Consider the following 16761-nt stretch of genomic DNA (forward strand, 5'->3'; position numbering starts at 1 on the left):
ATTTCGGACAATCATAATTTTCCGGCCTGAATTTTTTTTTAGCCAAAACTTTAAATCTTAAATACCGATTAAAAATAAAATTTTTTTCGGATATTTTTTAAATTATTTAACCAGGTATGGCTGATGAAAGCATCTCAAAAAATGGATCATTATCTGATTAAAAAATAGCGTTTGCTTTTGCAGGAATAACAGAAGTAGCTTTTTAAGGGAAGCCAAAATAAAAAGGTTTTAACCAGGGTGCTTCTGCCAATTCTATCGGTTAGAATTGCTTTACATTTTGGGCAATGGTGGGCTCTCTTTTCGCTACGAACAGGCTTACTATAGTTATTTGACGATACCATATTGAAGTATTGTTAGGGGTATTATTTAGTTAGTAAGCAACAAAAACGTTACAGGCTAAACAATACATTTTAAAAAATAATAGTATGTAATATTAGAAATAAAGAGTGTTTTTAATTATAATAAACTGTTAACTTTTTCTACCAGTTCAGTTAAGTCAAACGGTTTGTTGATAATTGCATCACAGCCATAAGCTAACAGCTCGCTGTTATTATTTATATAAGCTGAATAGATAATTACAGGGGTGTTTTTAAAGCGTGGGTGCGATTTAATTTGCATGCATAATTCGCCGCCGTTTACACCGGCAACACGATAATCCAATATAACCAGGTCGGGTACAAATGTTTCAGCTAAAGAAATAACTGTATCGCTTCGCGAGGTGCTTTGTACATCAAAATCTGCGTATGTTAGTGTTTCATGCACTATATCCAGGATGTCCTGGTTATCATCCAATACTAAAATACGTTTTGCCATGCAACGTCAAAATTAAAAACAAAAAAGTATGGACGTTTATAAAAAACTAAAGATAGGGCTAAAAACTTACTTGAGTAAATGTAAGCTAATTTTGTATTAATAATTAATATATTACTATAATATTAAAATTTTTACTTAAAAAGCTTCTCCCAACCCAATTATCAGGCCATTATAACCTTTGCTGAAACCATAATCAATGGCAACATTAGTATCAGACCTTTTATTGAATTTTATACGCAGGCCCCCGCCGGCAGCAGGGTTGATATAGGCAAAACGATGTGTATTCGGTTCGCTGGCGCTATTAAAGTTTGTAAATATCACAAAACCAAACAGCCCGTTTTCAGTAAGATCACGGCGATATTCCGCCTCAAAATATAGCAAATTTTCTCCCCTATAACGATTTTGCTCAATCCCGCGTCCTGATCGCTGATAGGGGTCATTTCCTATGCCGGGTAAGCTTAGAAAAGGGGTACCGTCTGAAATAGTAGTCCAGTAATAACTCCACATAGCAAGCACATTTTTCTTTTTACCGCTTTTACCTAAAGCTATGTATTTACGAAAATCGAGATATAATGATTGTGCGTTATTGTCGCTTCCCATAAACCCCGCATTGTGCCTGTAAATAAAGCTGGCATATATTCCCGGAATAGGATTAATGGAATTTTGCCTTGTATCATATACAGCATTTAAGGTAAGCCCCGACGAAAAGGAATTTCCTTCAGTTGTACCATATTGATATCCTGTAAAATCTTTTAAGGTAGTGTACGGGTTGCTATTATTAGTGTTAACACTAAAGTAATAATCAAGGTTATAACCTACTCCTACATAAAAATAAGGTTTTATCCGCTTAAGTACGCTTTGGTAAAAGCGGATATAATTAAAATTCACCAAAATTTTATCAGCTTCTGCTCGTTTGCCGCCCAGCCCCCAGGTATATTGCGGGTAAACTAGAAAGCGGGTATCGCCCTGTACATTGTACGTATTATCAGGCGACCATATACTTGAATGTAACGGCAGGCCATACCTGCCTTTAAAGTTAAAGTAGGGTGCAAAAGTTACGCTTGATAAGTAGGTGGTTTTGCGGTTGCCCAGGTAAAAGCCGGCTGTTGTTGAAGTTACCAGGACCGCGCTACCACCGGGTACTGATGTTGAAATTGGTAGAATTGAAAAATATATTTGTTTTTTGTCTGGATTGTACGGCCTCTTTTTCAACTTTAAAATTCCTGAGCCAATATCAATAAGATCTCTTTGGCCGGTAGTATCAACTTTGACGTTAGCGGTATCAGTTGGTGTTTGCGCCAGTAGCAAGCAAGGCGATAAATAGCAAACTATTAATAATATTAGTTTATTCATTGTTCTTTAAAGAAAAAATTTGGTTTTTTGTTTAGGTATCAATAGGACGCAATATTTACAATGCTAAAATGTACTAAAATATATACGTTTTAGCATTGTTAGCTAACCATAATTAGTGCTGTGCTGTTGCATAAGTATGGTGGTGGTAATGATGCTTGTGGTGTGCACGCCAGTAAGCACGCCTGCGTTTTTCATCGCGTCTCCTGGCTTCGTTGCCAATAACATATCCGCCACCGGCGCCTATAGCACCGCCAATAAGAGCGCCTTTTACACCATGTCCAATTAAGCCACCGGCTACAGCGCCCCCTGCACCACCTATTATTGCTCCTTTACCTTGCTGGCTTATTTTTTTATGTGGTTGATCCTGCGCCTGAACAAAATGTGATGTGCTAATTAGCAATGCGATTACCACGGTTGAATATATGATTAACTTTTTCATGGGTATATATTTGCCGTGTTAATGCAAATAATAAGCCATATAGGCAGAGGCAGGAATATTAGAAATAAGAGGCAAGAGAAAAATGATAGTATTTTATGGTTAATCATGATTTCTTGTCTCTCAACCTTATTTCAAAAAGCTGGTTACCGCTTCAGAAAATTCAGTGTTCCTGATAGCGGTATTATGATTTCCAGGAACATAGTTTAGACCTGAGTGGGTTATAAGCTTATTTAAACCAATTTCTGAACCGTTTTCTTTGTCATCGCTGCCGCGAATAATTAATACAGGCTTACGCACGGCAGCCAGCTCTTTTTTGCTGGTTGATGGCTGCCATTTTTGTTGATAGGCGAGTGCCAGCTCATCAAAATGCTGCGAACGGATATATTTAACCATATCGTCAACATCATGTAGCGTAGTATCCCCCATTAAAGCCTTATAGGCGTGGATCCTGCGGGGCCACTCCGGATTGGTATAAGCATCACCCATGCCGCCCATTACCACTTTGTGCAGGCGTTTATCCAAAACTAAAAGCCGCGAAGCAATGATAGAACCGCGCGAGTAACCTACAGCATCGTAATTTTTTAATTTAAGATAGGTGATAAGGCCCATAATATCTTTTGCCTCGGCATCATTTGAATAGCCTGCATCGGTATGCGGTTTGTCTGATCGCCCGTTACCCCGCTGATCAATCAGGATAACCTTATATCCTGCACTCAACAGATCATTATAAACGGCGCAGTTTTTCCAGCCCTGCCCGGTGCCCGAAAAACCATGAATCAATATAACCGGGTAACCATCACCTTTTACTTCATAATAGATCTTTGTACTATCGAATGAAGTATAATAATTACCTTCAGCAGCAGATTGAGCAAATAACCGGGTGCTGAATAGCAGCAATGCATTAACTATGATTAATATAACGATGTGTTTTTTCATTTCTCTTTAAAGGTATTGGTTTTCTAATTTATATTTACATAGTAACAAAGCCAAATACTACGGGGTTATTAAACAACCAAACCTGCAACGCGGGTGTAGGGTTATTAGTATGCAATTTTAACAGATGGAAAAAATAATCCCCGGTGTCCCAAATCTTCAAAGGTACAGGCAATTAGACAGCTTACGGGGAATAGCCGCTTTAACAGTTTTTTTTGGCCACTTTTTAGGTGTAAAAGCAACTATATTATCATACCCGAAAATTTATTCTACTCCTTTAGTTATACTATTTAATGGCAATGCGGCAGTGATGTTTTTTTTCTTTTTGAGTGGCATGGTGCTCAGCCTTCCTTATATTGATGGCGAAAGGCCGCTAAAGCTCACCAGGTTTTATTTAAAGCGTATTTTCAGGATCTACCCGGCACTGATCTTTGCGATCATCTTTTCGGTAATATTAAAACAATTTGTATTTGACAGGGGCGGGATGGTTCCTTTTTCGGGGTGGCTCCAAAGCTTTTGGACCTGGCAATGGAACAGGGAAAGTTTTCATGAGCTACTAAAAACCGCCCTGCTGATAGGCCCTCAATTTAAAAAGTCCTTTATTGATCCGCCGATCTGGTCGTTAATAATCGAAATGAACATATCCCTGTTCCTTCCGTTTTTTATAAGAGTAGTTGCAAAAGAAAACTTGTCTTGTAACTTGCTATTTCTCATTCTGGCAACCACTTGTTCCTGTCGGGGGGATTACTGGCCCTTACCAATATTTCACCTCGGGATACTATTTGCCAGGTACAGGCATCAAATTGTTGCTAAAGTAAGTTGTTGGCCGTGGTTTTATATTGGGATACTTTTATTACTGGCTTTATTTTTTTATAACAACACGTTAGAATTTTTGCAGCCTATACTTCGCTGGCCATGGCCCTACAAATTTGTCTGGAGCAATTATATAATCGCAATCGGGGCGGCTTTCATAATCACAATTGTACTGGCCCGCCAAAAAACTGCGAAATTTCTTGAGCATCGCATCTTTACTTTTTTAGGCGATATTTCTTATAGTTTCTACCTGATACACTTGCCGTTGCTGCTTACAATGGCATCTTTGTTCTCCTACCATAATTCGTTTAGCATGGTATATATATTTTTATCAACCCTGGTACTGGCAATTGCAATAAGCTATCTGATGTTTATTTTTATTGAAATACCTTTGCGGGCCTTTGGCGTAAAGCTGATAAAGAAATATAAAGTATTCAACAGGTAAAAACATGACCATAGAAGACATTCAAACCCTCTGCGCCCAGTTTGCCGGGGTAACCGAAGATATAAAGCTTGGCTCGCACCTGTGTTTTAATGTGGGCGGTAAATCATTTCTGTTCACCTCGCCAGATAGTGTGCCGGTTTCAGCATCATTTAAAGTACTGGCCGAGGATTTTGAGGAGATCATTTGCAAAGAAGGCTTTTCACCGCAGGAATATGTTGCCCGCTACAAATGGGTACATATTGACGATATCAGCAGATTGACCCGGCAGGAATGGGAGTTCTATTTAAAACAATCGTACAGGTTGATTGCAGATAAATTACCAGCGAAGGTTAGAAAAGTCATTGGTCATTGAGTCATTAGGTTAGGCTAAATTTATCTTTCGGACTTTACTGACTTTCCCGACTCCCCTAATCACTCATTAAGCATATACTTATCAACCCCTTCAGCAGGTTTCCATTTGCTCTCCGGTTCAAAATAATGCCAGAGCAGGGCTGATACTTTTTTAATCAGCAGGTAGGCTTCGTTATCCGGTTTCCAGCGCTGATCTTTATTATTACTGGTGATGATAGAGAATACGTAATCGCCATGCGGAGCATTTACCATTATGGTTTCTGATTTTGATTCATCCAGCGCGCCCTGTTTTGATGCAGTTTGGATATAAGGCGGGATCTGCGAGATAGCTTTATCGTCCCAAAAAATGCGCCCCATATTGCGGTACATACGCTCACTGGCACCCGGACTAACCGCTTTCCCATCGCGGATGAGGGTAAATAAGCGGCACATTTCATAAGGTGTTGTAACGCCCCAGCCATATTTAGCGCGGATAGCCTCACGACCCGGAACGTGGGAGTTTACCCGCATTACCTTAAAACCATTTTTATCGAGCCAGTTATTAATATAATCGCCGCCAACCAGCTTTTGCAGCCATACACTTGCGGTGTTATCGCTCATAGTTATCATTAGCAGCGCCACTTTGCTAACCTCAATGGTATCGCCATCTTTAAACGAGCCTAAAATATCTTCGCCCTTATATAATAACGAATCGCGGTAAACCAGCTTTTGGTTGTATTGCATTTCGCCCTTTTCAATTTTATCCATCAGGCCGCATTGAATGCTTACTTTTATCATGCTGGCAGTAGGGAAAAGTGTGTCGGCGTTTATAGCGGCTATTTTATCAGTTTTTAAATTATGTACGTAGATACCCACCCGGCCATTAAATCCCTTAACTGCGTCCTGTAGTTTGGCGGTAAGCTTTGCTTCCGTTTGGGCAAATGTGGCCGTGGCGATAATAAGCAATAATAACAAAAGCCTGTATTTCATATGGAGAGGGTTTATTTATCTAAGATATAAACTAAGATTTATAAGATTTCAGGATGTTAGGATTTTTATCAAAACAAATACAAACATAACCGAACATTCACTGTATCAAAACCGGACAAAATTAATCAATTAATTAAACGTAACTTATTGATAATTAATTTAATACATATTTGGCATTTTCTTAGACTAAAATCTGTTTTTGGGAATTGCATTATACCTGCAACCACCAATGACTAATGAAACAATGACTAATGACCAACCATCATGTTAAAAAGCTATCTTAAAACAGCCTTCCGCTTTCTGCTGAAAAACAAAACATTCAGCTTCATCAATATTTTCGGACTGGCTGCAGGCACGCTGTGTTGCCTGTACATTTTATTATATGTGCAGGATCAGTATAGCTATGATAAGCAGCATAAAAATGCAAGCGACATTTATCGCATTACTACTGATTTGGCACTGACTGGCGATAAACATCACAGTGGCGCATCTTCTCCTCCAATTTCACCTGCCATGAAACGCGATTTCCCTGAAGTGCTAAATTACACAAGGGCAATAAAGACCGACATGTTAGGCGCCAAGCAGCATTTGCTGCGCTATAAAGAGCAGTCGTTTTATGAAACGGGGGCATTTTACGTGGACTCGACTTTTTTCAGCATCCTTAATTACAACTTTGTTGAGGGACATGCTAACCATGCCCTGGATGACCCCTATAATATTGTGATCTCAAAATCAACAGCTCAAAAGATCTTCGGACATGAAAGCGCCCTGGGCAAGCTGGTAAACATTAATGATGCTTATGACAAGCATGACTATAAAATAACCGGTGTTATTGACCAAAGCCTTGGGCGGTCGCACCTGGAAGGCAATATGTTTATTTCGATGAAAAGCGGTAATATGGGTAAGTCATTTGCCAGTAATAGCGAGTGGGCGGGTAACAACTTCCTGTTTGCTTATGTGAAACTGCGCCAGGGTACCGACCCTAAATCTCTCGAAAAAAAGCTGCCTGCCTTTCTGAATAAATATGCCGGCCAGGAAATGCAAAAGCTGGGCATGCAAAAACAATTGCACTTACAGGCAATAACTTCAATTCATACCACTGGCGGGTATGAAATTGAAACAAGCCAAACTGCTGATCCATCGTTCCTGTTTATCCTGATTTTGATAGCGGTATTGATACAGGTTATAGCCTGCATTAACTTCATGAACCTTTCAACAGCAAGAGCCTCAAAAAGGGCGAAGGAAGTTGGTGTGCGCAAGGTGATAGGCGCCGGGAAGTATGATCTGATCAGGCAGTTTTTAGGCGAATCGTTCCTGTTGTCATTTATAGGTGTAATTATCGCATTGCCATTACTATGGGCTGTACTGCCTTACCTGAATAATATTACACAGGCCGATATCCGCGTTGCCTTTTTTGCCGATTACAGGCTTTGGCTGATGCTGGGGAGCCTGGTACTGGTTACCGGTTTGGTTGCAGGCAGTTACCCGGCGTTTTATCTTTCGGCTTTCGAAGCAATAAAGGTTATAAAAGGTAATTTTAGCAATAAAATATCGGCAACAGGCATCCGGCGGTCGCTGGTAGTATTCCAATTTGTATTGTCTATCGTGCTGATAACGGGCATCATCATTATTTACAGCCAGCTCAATTATATTAAGGCAAAGGACCTTGGGTTTGATGCAAATCAAAAGCTGGTGTTTAACTTTTATACCAACGATGCCCAAATGCAAATGCCCGCGCTTGCTAATGACCTGAAACAAATTGCTGACGTTAAAAATGTTACCAGCGCCGATAATTACCTGAGCCAGTTTGTAATGCATGATCATGGTGTTTACCCCGAAGGCGGCAACATGGCAACAGCTATTGATGCACAAAACATTGCCTGCGACCAATATTTTATAAAAACAAACGGCATTAAGCTTTTAACCGGCAGAGACTTTATGCTGGGCGACTCCGGCAAAGTGCTCATCAACCAAACGCTTGCAAAAAGACTTAACCTGAATGAGCGAACTGCCGTGGGCGCAAAACTCTATTCACAATTTGGCAATAATCCCGTATCGTATGTTACTGTTGCCGGGGTGATGAAGGATTTTAATTACAATTCACTGCATGCCGATGTGCGTCCGTTTATGCTGGTTTATGACAAAGACCCAATGAACCTTACTTGCATGGTGGTATCAACCAGCAGCAAGGATTACAAAACCTTGATAAGCAAAATAGGAGGGATCTGGAAAAAGGATATGCCGGCAGTGCCTTTTGAATATTCGTTTCTTGATAGCGAGGTACAAAAGCAATATGAAAAAGAAATTGTGCTGTCGCAGATCATCAATTCATTCACCCTGGTGGCTATCCTGATCTCATGCCTTGGCCTGTTTGGTTTGGCAGCGTTTAGCGCCGAGCAGCGGAGTAAGGAAATAGGCATCCGCAAAGTGCTGGGTTCAAGTGTAACCGGGATCGTTCAGCTGTTATCAAAAGATTTTTTAATACTGGTTATCGTGTCGTTTGTTATTGCAACGCCGATAGCCTGGTACGGCATGAGCAAGTGGCTGCAGGCATTTGCCTACCGCATCCCATTAAGCTGGTGGATGTTTGCCCTGGCCGGTTTGTTGGCCATGTTTATAGCACTGTTTACCGTAAGCTTCCAGGCCATAAAAGCTGCCCTGATGAACCCGGTGAAAAGCCTTAAGACGGAATAAGTTAATTAGAGGTTAGAGATCAGAGATTAGTTGAACTTGCTATAGAATGGGTATGACCACGCGGTACCAATGAACTAATGAACCATTGAACTAATGAACCAACCATGATAAAGAACTATCTCAAAATCGCTTTGCGGCAGTTGAATAAGCAAAAAATGTATGGGGCCATAAAGATTGGTGGCTTTGCATTAAGCATTGCCGCCTGTATTTTAATAGGCCTGTATATTAAAAACGAGCTTAGTTATGATCAAAGTTACCCTGATGCCAGCCGTATTTACCGGGTTGTAGGTAATTTCAACGATAATGGGACACTCCAGAAATGGGTTTCTTTTCCTGCGCCATTGGGTAATGTTTTAAAAACGGATTTTCCTGAGGTAGAGCTATCCGGTAGGTTAATGGCTAATCCTCTTTTTTATGGCGCCGGTAGTAATGAGATAAGACGCCCGGATATGGTTGAAAATAGCCATGAAGAAGGTTTTACCTATCTTGATCAGCAGGTACTGAATATGTATAAAACACCAATGATATACGGTGACAGAACTCACGCACTTGCCGAACCAAATACAATGGTAATATCAAAGCGGAAAGCAGATAAATATTTCCCTAATCAGAACCCTGTTGGTAAGGTTATGATCCTTAACAACGATAAAACCAAACAATACACAATTGGTGGTGTAATGCAAAATCCTTCTGCTACCTCGCACCTGCAATATGATTTTTTGCTTACGCTTAGCGGACTTGAATTTTTTAAAGGTGAACAAAGTAACTGGGGTGATAATAATTATACCAACTATATTTTAATCCGGCCCGGAACAAATATTCCTCAATTTGAAAAAAAGCTCACCTCTGTGATTCTAAATAACTATTATCTGCCTGATATGCGGAAAAATGGAGATAAAAATGCGGAAACACTTCTAAAAAAAGCTTCCCTTCACTTGCAGTCAATCAGCGATATTCATTTAAGATCTTATGATATTCAGGACGGTTTAACCCATGGTGATATCCGTTTTATCTGGTTGTTTGGGGCAATTGCAGGGTTTATTTTGACTATTGCTTGTATTAACTTTATTAATCTGTCAACTGCCAAATCAGCAAACCGGGCTAAAGAAGTTGGGCTGCGCAAGGTGGTTGGTTCAACACGGTTCGGCCTCATCAATCAGTTTCTTGCCGAATCAATGCTGTATAGCGTGCTTTCATTTATGGTAGGATTATTTATTGCCAGCGCAATACTGCCATATTTTAATGTGCTGGCATCAAAAACATTAACCATGCCATGGCAATCATTTTCATTTATACTGATCATCCTGGCAAGTACATTGATAGTTGGGGTGCTGGCAGGCATCTACCCGGCTTTTTATCTTTCGTCGTTTAAACCTGCAAGCGTACTAAAAGGCTCAATCAGCAACGGAAGCAAAAATTCAATACTACGTAATGGCCTGGTGGTTTTTCAGTTTAGCACGTCAATTATACTTATCATCAGCACCTTTGTTATTTACAACCAGATGCAGTACATCCTTAATAAGGACATCGGTTACAATAAAGACCAGGTACTGATGCTGCAGGGTACTAATACACTTGGCGATAATGGAGTGAAAACACTCAAAGAAGACCTGCTTAAATTATCATCAATAAAAAGTGTTTCCGTTAGTGATTACCTTCCGGTTGCCGGCACAAAAAGGAACGGAAACACCCTGTTTAATGCCGGGAAATCAAAAGTTGAATCGGGCATAGACACACAATTTTGGCTTGTAGACGATAGTTACTTTAAAACATTCGGCATAAAACTGCTGACAGGCTCAAATTTTTCGGCCAATGTGCAAAACCAGGGTGTTATCATCAACCAAACCATGGCAAGGCAGCTTAACCTTAAAGACCCGGTTGGTAAATTAATTACACATGGAACCGATGAAATAAGGATAATTGGAGTGATCCGGGATTTTAATTTCGAATCGCTGCGTGATCCCATTAAAGCGCTTTGCCTTTCGTATGGCATTAGTAATTCGATTGTCTCGGTAAAAATAAGCGGTGGAAACATACGAAGCACCATTGCCGAAATAACCTCGCTCTGGAAAAATATATCGCCATCGCAGCCTTTACGCTATACATTTATGGATGAGCGCTTTGCCAGCATGTATGACGATGTGCAGCGAATGGGTCGCATATTTACCAGTTTTGCCGTGTTGGCAATAATTATTGCCTGCCTTGGCCTGTTTGCTTTAGCCGCTTTTATGGCCGAACAACGGAGCAAAGAAATTGGGATCCGTAAGGTATTGGGTGCAAGTGTGCAAAGTATTACCAGGTTGCTTTCTTTTGATTTTGTAAAGCTGGTAGTATTGTCAATAATAATTGCCTCGCCAATTGCCTGGTGGGCGATGACCAAATGGCTGCAGGATTTTACTTATCGTGCACCAATTAGCTGGTGGATCTTTGCATGTGCAGGGATAGTTGCGATAGGGATTGCCTTAATAACCGTAAGCTTTCAATCAATAAAAGCAGCAATTGCTAACCCGATCAGGGCTTTAAGAAGTGAGTAATCATTGGTCATTTCACTACGCTGTCATTAGTCATTAGTGAAATTGTTAATTAACTGATGATGCCACAGTCCGAAGGACTGTCAATGACCAATGACCAATGACCAATGACCAATGACCAATGACCAATGACCAATGACCAATGACCAATGACCAATGACCAAATAAAATGATAAAGAATTATTTAAAAATAGCCTGGCGCAACATTCTGAATAACAAGGTTTACAGCGCACTTAACATTGTAGGTTTAGGCGCCGGTATGGCGGTTGCTTTGCTGATCGCTTTATGGGTTAATTACCAGTATTCGTTTGATAAATTTGTTCCCGATAATGGGCGGCTTTACCAGGTATTGCGGAACTTCAATAGTAATGGCGACACGCTCACCTTTAGCTCAACCTCATTAATGTTAGCGGGTGCGCTGCGTAATATTCCTGAAATTGAGCATGTAGCTGAATGTGACGGATCAGCGCCTCATGGCCTGATGGTTGGAGATAACAAATTGTTTCCGATCGGCTTACAGGTAGGAGGGGATTTTTTAACGATGTTCAGGTATTCAACAGTTGAAGGAAACGCCGCTACCGCGTTAAAAGATCCTTTTTCTATTATTCTCACCGAATCAACCGCTAAAGCACTATTTGGGAATACCAATGCATTAAATAAAATAGTGCGGGTTGATAATCATGATAATTTAAGGGTTACAGCTGTATTAAAAGACATGCCCGCTAACTCGAGTATGAAGTTTGATTATTTGATCCCGTTCAGCTATATGGAACTTACCCAAAAATGGGTAAAGCCACTCCGTACAAGCAGCTTTGGCGATAATGCATTTATAATATATGCAGAATTGAAGCCGGGTATTTCCTACGCACAGGTAGCACCTAAAATAAAAAATATCGAAAAAGGCGAAACTGGCAATGTAAATGCCATGAACTCCAATGTAATTATGCAACCATTGCTTGACTGGCATTTGTATGATTATAAAAATGGGCAAGCTACTGAAGGATTTATTCAATATGTACGCATCTTCAGTATAACCGGCGTATTGGTATTGTTGATAGCTTGTATAAACTTTATAAACCTCTCCACAGCCCGCTCTGAGAAAAGAGCCAGGGAAGTAGGGGTAAGAAAAGCCATCGGATCGCAACGGAAAGATCTTATTTTCCAGTTTCTTACGGAGTCGACGGTTATAACCTTTATTTCCTTTTTGTTTTCCCTGTTGTTTGTTCAATTGGCATTACCTGCATTTAATTCGCTTACGGGAACTACTTTAGGGATTCCTTATACTAACCTCTCATTTTGGCTTATCATGCTGATTGGTGTGCTTATTACGGCGTTGTTAGCGGGCAGCAGGCCGGCATTTTATCTGTCGTCATTTAACCCGGTGACTGTTTTAAAGGGTAGCATCAAAGTCGGCAAGTCGGCTTCCATTTCCCGTAAAGTATTGGTGGTTACCCAATTCAGCTGCTCTATCGTTCTTATCATCAGTACGGTGGTTATCTACAAGCAAATTCAATATGCTAAAGACCGTCCTACTGGTTATCAGGTTAACCGGTTGATGACCTCAAATATGAATGACGATCTGATCCGTAATTATCGGGCGCTTAAAAATGATTTAATGCAAAGTGGCATAGTTACATCGGTTACGTCGGCATCAAGCTCTGCAACCGGGGTAGGCGGGCATATGAACCTTGATCAGTGGCCGGGTAAATATGCAGGTGAAACAGTAGAAATGGGCGTTATTGCAAACACCGGCGAATATTTTAAAACGCTTGGTATGCAAATTAAAGCGGGGCGTGATTTTATAAACGCAAAATCAGACACCGGTAATGTGGTTTTAAATGAAGCCGCGGTAAAGCGCCTTCGCTTAAAAGAGCCTATCAACCAAATCCTGAAAAAGAACGGAAAACAATATAGGATAATTGGCGTGGTAAAAGACGCTTTGATGAATTCGCCATTTATTGCTGCTGACCCAACTATGTTTGAGTACGGAGATGGCGATTATATGATGTATCGCTTAGCACCAAACATTAACACACACCAGGCAATCGAAAAACTCTCAAAGATCGTTAACCGGTACAGTCCGGCGTATCCTTATCAGTATAGTTTTGTTGACCAGGATTATAACCATAAATTCAGCGAAGAAGTGCTTGTTGGCAAGCTTTCCGGTGTATTTGCTTGCCTGGCTATATTCATATCATGCCTTGGTTTGTTTGGCCTGGCCGCTTTTGTTGCTGAACAACGTACCAAAGAGATTGGTGTACGAAAAGTTTTGGGTGCAACCGTAACCCAGGTTTGGATGTTGTTGTCAAAGGATTTTGTGTTGCTGGTGATCATCAGCTGTATAATAGCATCACCTGTAGCCCTGTATTTTTTACAAAAATGGCTAATGAAGTATGATTACCGCATAACCATTGGCCCGGGCGTATTTATTATTTCGGCAGTGGTGGCAATAATTATTACACTGCTAACCATAAGCACGCAGGCAATTAGGGCAGGGCTTGCGAACCCGGTGAAAAGCTTGAAAAATGAGTAGGAGGAAAGTCATTGGTCATTTAGCTACGCTGTCATTGGTCATTAGTGAAATTGTTAACTGATGATGCCAAAGTCCGAAGGACTGTTTATGACCAATGACCAATGACCAATGACCAATGACCAATGACCAATGACTACCACAAAAACAGCGGCACCAGCCATATCGGCGATATATAATACGGATCGTAATAGGGTTGATAGTATTCTACTGTTTCTTCCTCAACAACGGTAGTAGTGGTGGTAGTGCCGCCGCCGCCGTAATTTGAATTATTGTTATTTTGTTTTTGTTCTTCCTCCATCAGCCTGATCATCAGCTCCGATCCCTGGTTTATCATATCAACCATGGCATCTTCACCAACCTCATCGGGTTTTATGGCGGTATTGCAAATTTCTTCTATTTCGCGCCATGCATCTTCGGAAACAAGCTCGTTTTGCCAGCCAGCAGATGCCGTATCAAAGCGGTTTTCGTTGATGAACGACATAAATACAATTTCGGCCGGGTCTGTCTTTTTAAACATGGCAACGGCAATACGCAGGTCGTCAAACCGTTCATCGTTTGTGTAATCAAACCAGGCATCATCTGTATCAAAATCAAAATACCTGTCGAAAGCAAACTCACCTTTTTCAAGATCTACAAAAGAGAAAACGTCATAAACCTTCAAATATTCGGTGTAGCGCTTCATAAAGGTATCAAATATACCCCGGCCTTTTGAGCTAACCTGGTAGGTTGAGTCCCGGGTAATTACATAACCTTTTGCAACAAGGTCGGTAAATAAGGGCTGCAGCACGCTATCATCGCCATAAGCATTGCTGCTGAACTGGTGGGTGCCATTTATCATTTCATTTAAAACGATGATGGCCTTAAATGTCTTTTTATTATCGTTTGATAAAACAGTATTTTTTCTTAATTCAATTGCCATAACTATAGTTTATAACGGATGTAAAAAAATCCGCGACTTTAAAAATCTTTCAGTTAAATAAGAGCAGGAACAATATTATGTGCCTGCTTAACGAAATTTGAGTGCTTTGCCTGGTTAATATTACCTCCTGCGGCCAAATCCGCCGCGGCTGCGACCAAAGCCTGACCTGCTGCTTGAGCTTCTGCTTCCAAATCCACCGCTCCTCACAGGCTGTGAGCTGCGTGTACCGAATGACCTTTGCGACCTTGAAGGATTGCTTAAGCTGCTCCGGGTACTTGTTCTTGATGACATAGCCGACGAAGTAGTTGGCCTGAAAGTGGTATAAGTTCGGGTACGGGTATAGTAAGATGGATAATAACCATAATGATACATCGGCATATAATAGCTATGCGGACGCAGTAGATAGCTCATCAATAAAAAATCAGTAAATGTGAATGATGAGTGATAATAGTTATTGTAACCCGCATAACTAGGGTTGCCCTGGATATTTAAATCGGCGGTATTGCTATTGTTGTCAGGGCTAACATTAATACTGGCAACCGTTACCGATTCTGAAGTGCTTACATCATCTATAACCTTCAGTTTATTATTGTCGCTTTCCTGAACTTTCAGGTAATCAATATTGCCATCCTTATCCAAATCAAGGTTGTTGATCTGGTTGGCAGGATTGTTAATTGCCTTTTCCAGCGTTTGCGGATCGGTACTGGTTTTAACAAACTGGGCCAGCTTGTTTACGTCAAAGCCGGCGGTAGTATTGTTTTCAATAGTTACATTGTTTTGCTGTGGTGGGTTTTGGTTACATGCCGAAGCAAGCAACACTAAACCTGTAAGCGCTATAAAGATCTTTTTCATGATGTTTTTTGAGGGTTTGCCGGCAATCGCAGCTTTATTGATCATTGTTTTTGCCGGTTGGCTTTTTGTTTTTATGATATTTAGATACAGGGATTGGCCCGGATGTTACAAACAAATTTAAGAATTATTTGGGGGAAGTCAGTAAAGTCCGAAAAGTCAGTAAAGTCCGGAAGTTATAAGGATCAATATTTTTAAATAAACCACGGTTTTGTTATAATTGCTGTCCGGTAATACCAAGCCGGTAATTATAAACTATAAAATGTTAAAATTGAGAAAGATATACCTGGCTATTTTATTATTTGTCTGCTGCTTTTCGGGCATGGCCCAGCAGGCTTCAAAAAGCGAAGTAACCCGCACAATTTTTGCTTATGGCGGAAATTTTAACAAACAATTTATGCGGTATGTTATGGCTTTAACCAAAAAAGAAAACCCAAGGATCTGTTTTCTACCTACTGCCACCGGCGATAACGCCAATGTTATACTGGCTTGGTATAATGCCTGCGAAGAGCTTAACATGCGCCCGTATGTGCAAAGAGTATATGTAGCCTCCTATACAGAAAAAAAGACTTTTGAAGAGAACCTGCTAAGCATGGACGCCATAGTTGTTGGCGGTGGAAATACGCTAAATATGATGGCTATCTGGAAAGCGCAGGGGATTGATACCGTATTAAGAAAAGCATATAATAAAGGAATTATACTGGCAGGTGGCAGTGCAGGCTCGCTGTGCTGGTTCCAGGGCGGCACTACCGATTCAAGGCCGAAGGATCTGTCTATCGTGCAGGGTTTGGGCTTTATCCAAACCAGCCACTGTCCGCATTATCATAGCGAGCCTTTGCGTAAGCCACTTTACTTTGAAAATATTTTAAAAAGCAGGTTAAGCCCCGGATACGCCATTGATGACCTGGCCGGAATTGTGTTTGAAAATGAAAAATATATAAAGTCAGTTGCCTGCGATGAAAAGAGCAATACTTATTATGTATCCGTAATTGATGGTAAGGTTGATGAAAAGTTGTTGCCAGTAGTGAAAGTTTTGAAGTAAGGTTAAAGGCGAAAGGTAAAGGGCGAAGGGTTTCACCGGGGAAACTCACGAAGTTTTCAAAACTGCGTAAGTTTTTT

At 40.7% G+C, this 16761-nt stretch carries 13 protein-coding genes; 6 read left to right on the forward strand and 7 right to left on the reverse strand.

Features of this window, described 5'->3' with window-relative positions; translation table 11 throughout:
- Nucleotides 1-456: 456 nt before the first annotated feature.
- The 4 genes from BUE31_RS17490 to BUE31_RS17505 form a co-directional block, all read right to left on the reverse strand.
- Complete coding sequence (locus BUE31_RS17490; RefSeq protein ID WP_073405131.1) at nucleotides 457-813, reverse strand: response regulator; 357 nt, start codon at nucleotides 811-813, stop codon at nucleotides 457-459.
- Nucleotides 814-948: 135 nt separating this feature from the next.
- Nucleotides 949-2166: a BamA/TamA family outer membrane protein gene (locus BUE31_RS17495; RefSeq protein WP_073405132.1), complete on the reverse strand. Its 1218-nt coding sequence runs from the start codon at nucleotides 2164-2166 to the stop codon at nucleotides 949-951.
- Nucleotides 2167-2278: 112 nt separating this feature from the next.
- Nucleotides 2279-2605: a YMGG-like glycine zipper-containing protein gene (locus BUE31_RS30565; RefSeq protein WP_083620067.1), complete on the reverse strand. Its 327-nt coding sequence runs from the start codon at nucleotides 2603-2605 to the stop codon at nucleotides 2279-2281.
- Between the two features lie 126 nt (nucleotides 2606-2731).
- Entirely contained in the window at nucleotides 2732-3541 is an 810-nt protein-coding gene (locus tag BUE31_RS17505) for an alpha/beta fold hydrolase (protein WP_073405133.1), read from the reverse strand.
- Nucleotides 3542-3665: 124 nt separating this feature from the next.
- On the opposite strand from BUE31_RS17505, the gene BUE31_RS17510 reads away from it, so the two are divergent.
- Nucleotides 3666-4796: an acyltransferase family protein gene (locus tag BUE31_RS17510; RefSeq protein WP_073405134.1), complete on the forward strand. Its 1131-nt coding sequence runs from the start codon at nucleotides 3666-3668 to the stop codon at nucleotides 4794-4796.
- A gap of 4 nt (nucleotides 4797-4800) precedes the next feature.
- Nucleotides 4801-5148: an MmcQ/YjbR family DNA-binding protein gene (locus BUE31_RS17515; protein ID WP_073405136.1), complete on the forward strand. Its 348-nt coding sequence runs from the start codon at nucleotides 4801-4803 to the stop codon at nucleotides 5146-5148.
- A gap of 59 nt (nucleotides 5149-5207) precedes the next feature.
- Here BUE31_RS17515 and BUE31_RS17520 read toward each other — a convergent pair whose 3' ends face one another.
- Nucleotides 5208-6116 carry a serine hydrolase gene (locus BUE31_RS17520; RefSeq protein ID WP_073405137.1) on the reverse strand — a complete coding sequence of 303 codons (909 nt, stop codon included), beginning with the start codon at nucleotides 6114-6116 and terminating at the stop codon, nucleotides 5208-5210.
- A 264-nt stretch (nucleotides 6117-6380) separates the two neighbouring features.
- Between BUE31_RS17520 and BUE31_RS17525 the strand changes: the two genes are divergently transcribed.
- The 3 genes from BUE31_RS17525 (at nucleotide 6381) to BUE31_RS17535 (ending at nucleotide 13874) form a co-directional block, all read left to right on the forward strand.
- Complete coding sequence (locus BUE31_RS17525; protein WP_073405139.1) at nucleotides 6381-8810, forward strand: ABC transporter permease; 2430 nt, start codon at nucleotides 6381-6383, stop codon at nucleotides 8808-8810.
- Between the two features lie 104 nt (nucleotides 8811-8914).
- Nucleotides 8915-11344 (forward strand): ABC transporter permease, encoded by a 2430-nt coding sequence (locus BUE31_RS17530; RefSeq protein WP_073405140.1) that lies wholly within the window; start codon nucleotides 8915-8917, stop codon nucleotides 11342-11344.
- 166 nt (nucleotides 11345-11510) lie between these two features.
- The gene (locus tag BUE31_RS17535; protein WP_073405141.1) at nucleotides 11511-13874 is read left to right on the forward strand and encodes an ABC transporter permease; all 2364 of its coding nucleotides are present in this window, start codon (nucleotides 11511-11513) and stop codon (nucleotides 13872-13874) included.
- 133 nt (nucleotides 13875-14007) lie between these two features.
- On the opposite strand, the gene BUE31_RS31335 is transcribed toward BUE31_RS17535, so the two are convergent.
- Nucleotides 14008-14793 carry a hypothetical protein gene (locus tag BUE31_RS31335; protein WP_073405142.1) on the reverse strand — a complete coding sequence of 262 codons (786 nt, stop codon included), beginning with the start codon at nucleotides 14791-14793 and terminating at the stop codon, nucleotides 14008-14010.
- 120 nt (nucleotides 14794-14913) lie between these two features.
- Nucleotides 14914-15690, reverse strand: a complete 777-nt coding sequence (locus BUE31_RS17545) for a hypothetical protein (RefSeq protein WP_143167166.1) — start codon at nucleotides 15688-15690, stop codon at nucleotides 14914-14916.
- A 223-nt stretch (nucleotides 15691-15913) separates the two neighbouring features.
- Here BUE31_RS17545 and BUE31_RS17550 point away from each other — a divergent pair, with 223 nt between their 5' ends.
- Nucleotides 15914-16684 (forward strand): Type 1 glutamine amidotransferase-like domain-containing protein, encoded by a 771-nt coding sequence (locus tag BUE31_RS17550; protein ID WP_200801946.1) that lies wholly within the window; start codon nucleotides 15914-15916, stop codon nucleotides 16682-16684.
- Nucleotides 16685-16761 lie beyond the last annotated feature (77 nt).

Source organism: Mucilaginibacter sp. OK098, assembly GCF_900142915.1.
Lineage (GTDB): Bacteria > Bacteroidota > Bacteroidia > Sphingobacteriales > Sphingobacteriaceae > Mucilaginibacter.

What these genes read in the sequence shown, in the direction of transcription:
- BUE31_RS17490 (WP_073405131.1), bottom strand. Translation starts at nt 813, where the DNA reads ATGGCAAAACGTATTTTAGTATTGGATGATAACCAGGACATCCTGGAT.
- BUE31_RS17495 (WP_073405132.1), bottom strand. Translation starts at nt 2,166, where the DNA reads ATGAATAAACTAATATTATTAATAGTTTGCTATTTATCGCCTTGCTTG.
- BUE31_RS30565 (WP_083620067.1), bottom strand. Translation starts at nt 2,605, where the DNA reads ATGAAAAAGTTAATCATATATTCAACCGTGGTAATCGCATTGCTAATT.
- BUE31_RS17505 (WP_073405133.1), bottom strand. Translation starts at nt 3,541, where the DNA reads ATGAAAAAACACATCGTTATATTAATCATAGTTAATGCATTGCTGCTA.
- BUE31_RS17510 (WP_073405134.1), top strand. Translation starts at nt 3,666, where the DNA reads ATGGAAAAAATAATCCCCGGTGTCCCAAATCTTCAAAGGTACAGGCAA.
- BUE31_RS17515 (WP_073405136.1), top strand. Translation starts at nt 4,801, where the DNA reads ATGACCATAGAAGACATTCAAACCCTCTGCGCCCAGTTTGCCGGGGTA.
- BUE31_RS17520 (WP_073405137.1), bottom strand. Translation starts at nt 6,116, where the DNA reads ATGAAATACAGGCTTTTGTTATTATTGCTTATTATCGCCACGGCCACA.
- BUE31_RS17525 (WP_073405139.1), top strand. Translation starts at nt 6,381, where the DNA reads ATGTTAAAAAGCTATCTTAAAACAGCCTTCCGCTTTCTGCTGAAAAAC.
- BUE31_RS17530 (WP_073405140.1), top strand. Translation starts at nt 8,915, where the DNA reads ATGATAAAGAACTATCTCAAAATCGCTTTGCGGCAGTTGAATAAGCAA.
- BUE31_RS17535 (WP_073405141.1), top strand. Translation starts at nt 11,511, where the DNA reads ATGATAAAGAATTATTTAAAAATAGCCTGGCGCAACATTCTGAATAAC.
- BUE31_RS31335 (WP_073405142.1), bottom strand. Translation starts at nt 14,793, where the DNA reads ATGGCAATTGAATTAAGAAAAAATACTGTTTTATCAAACGATAATAAA.
- BUE31_RS17545 (WP_143167166.1), bottom strand. Translation starts at nt 15,690, where the DNA reads ATGATCAATAAAGCTGCGATTGCCGGCAAACCCTCAAAAAACATCATG.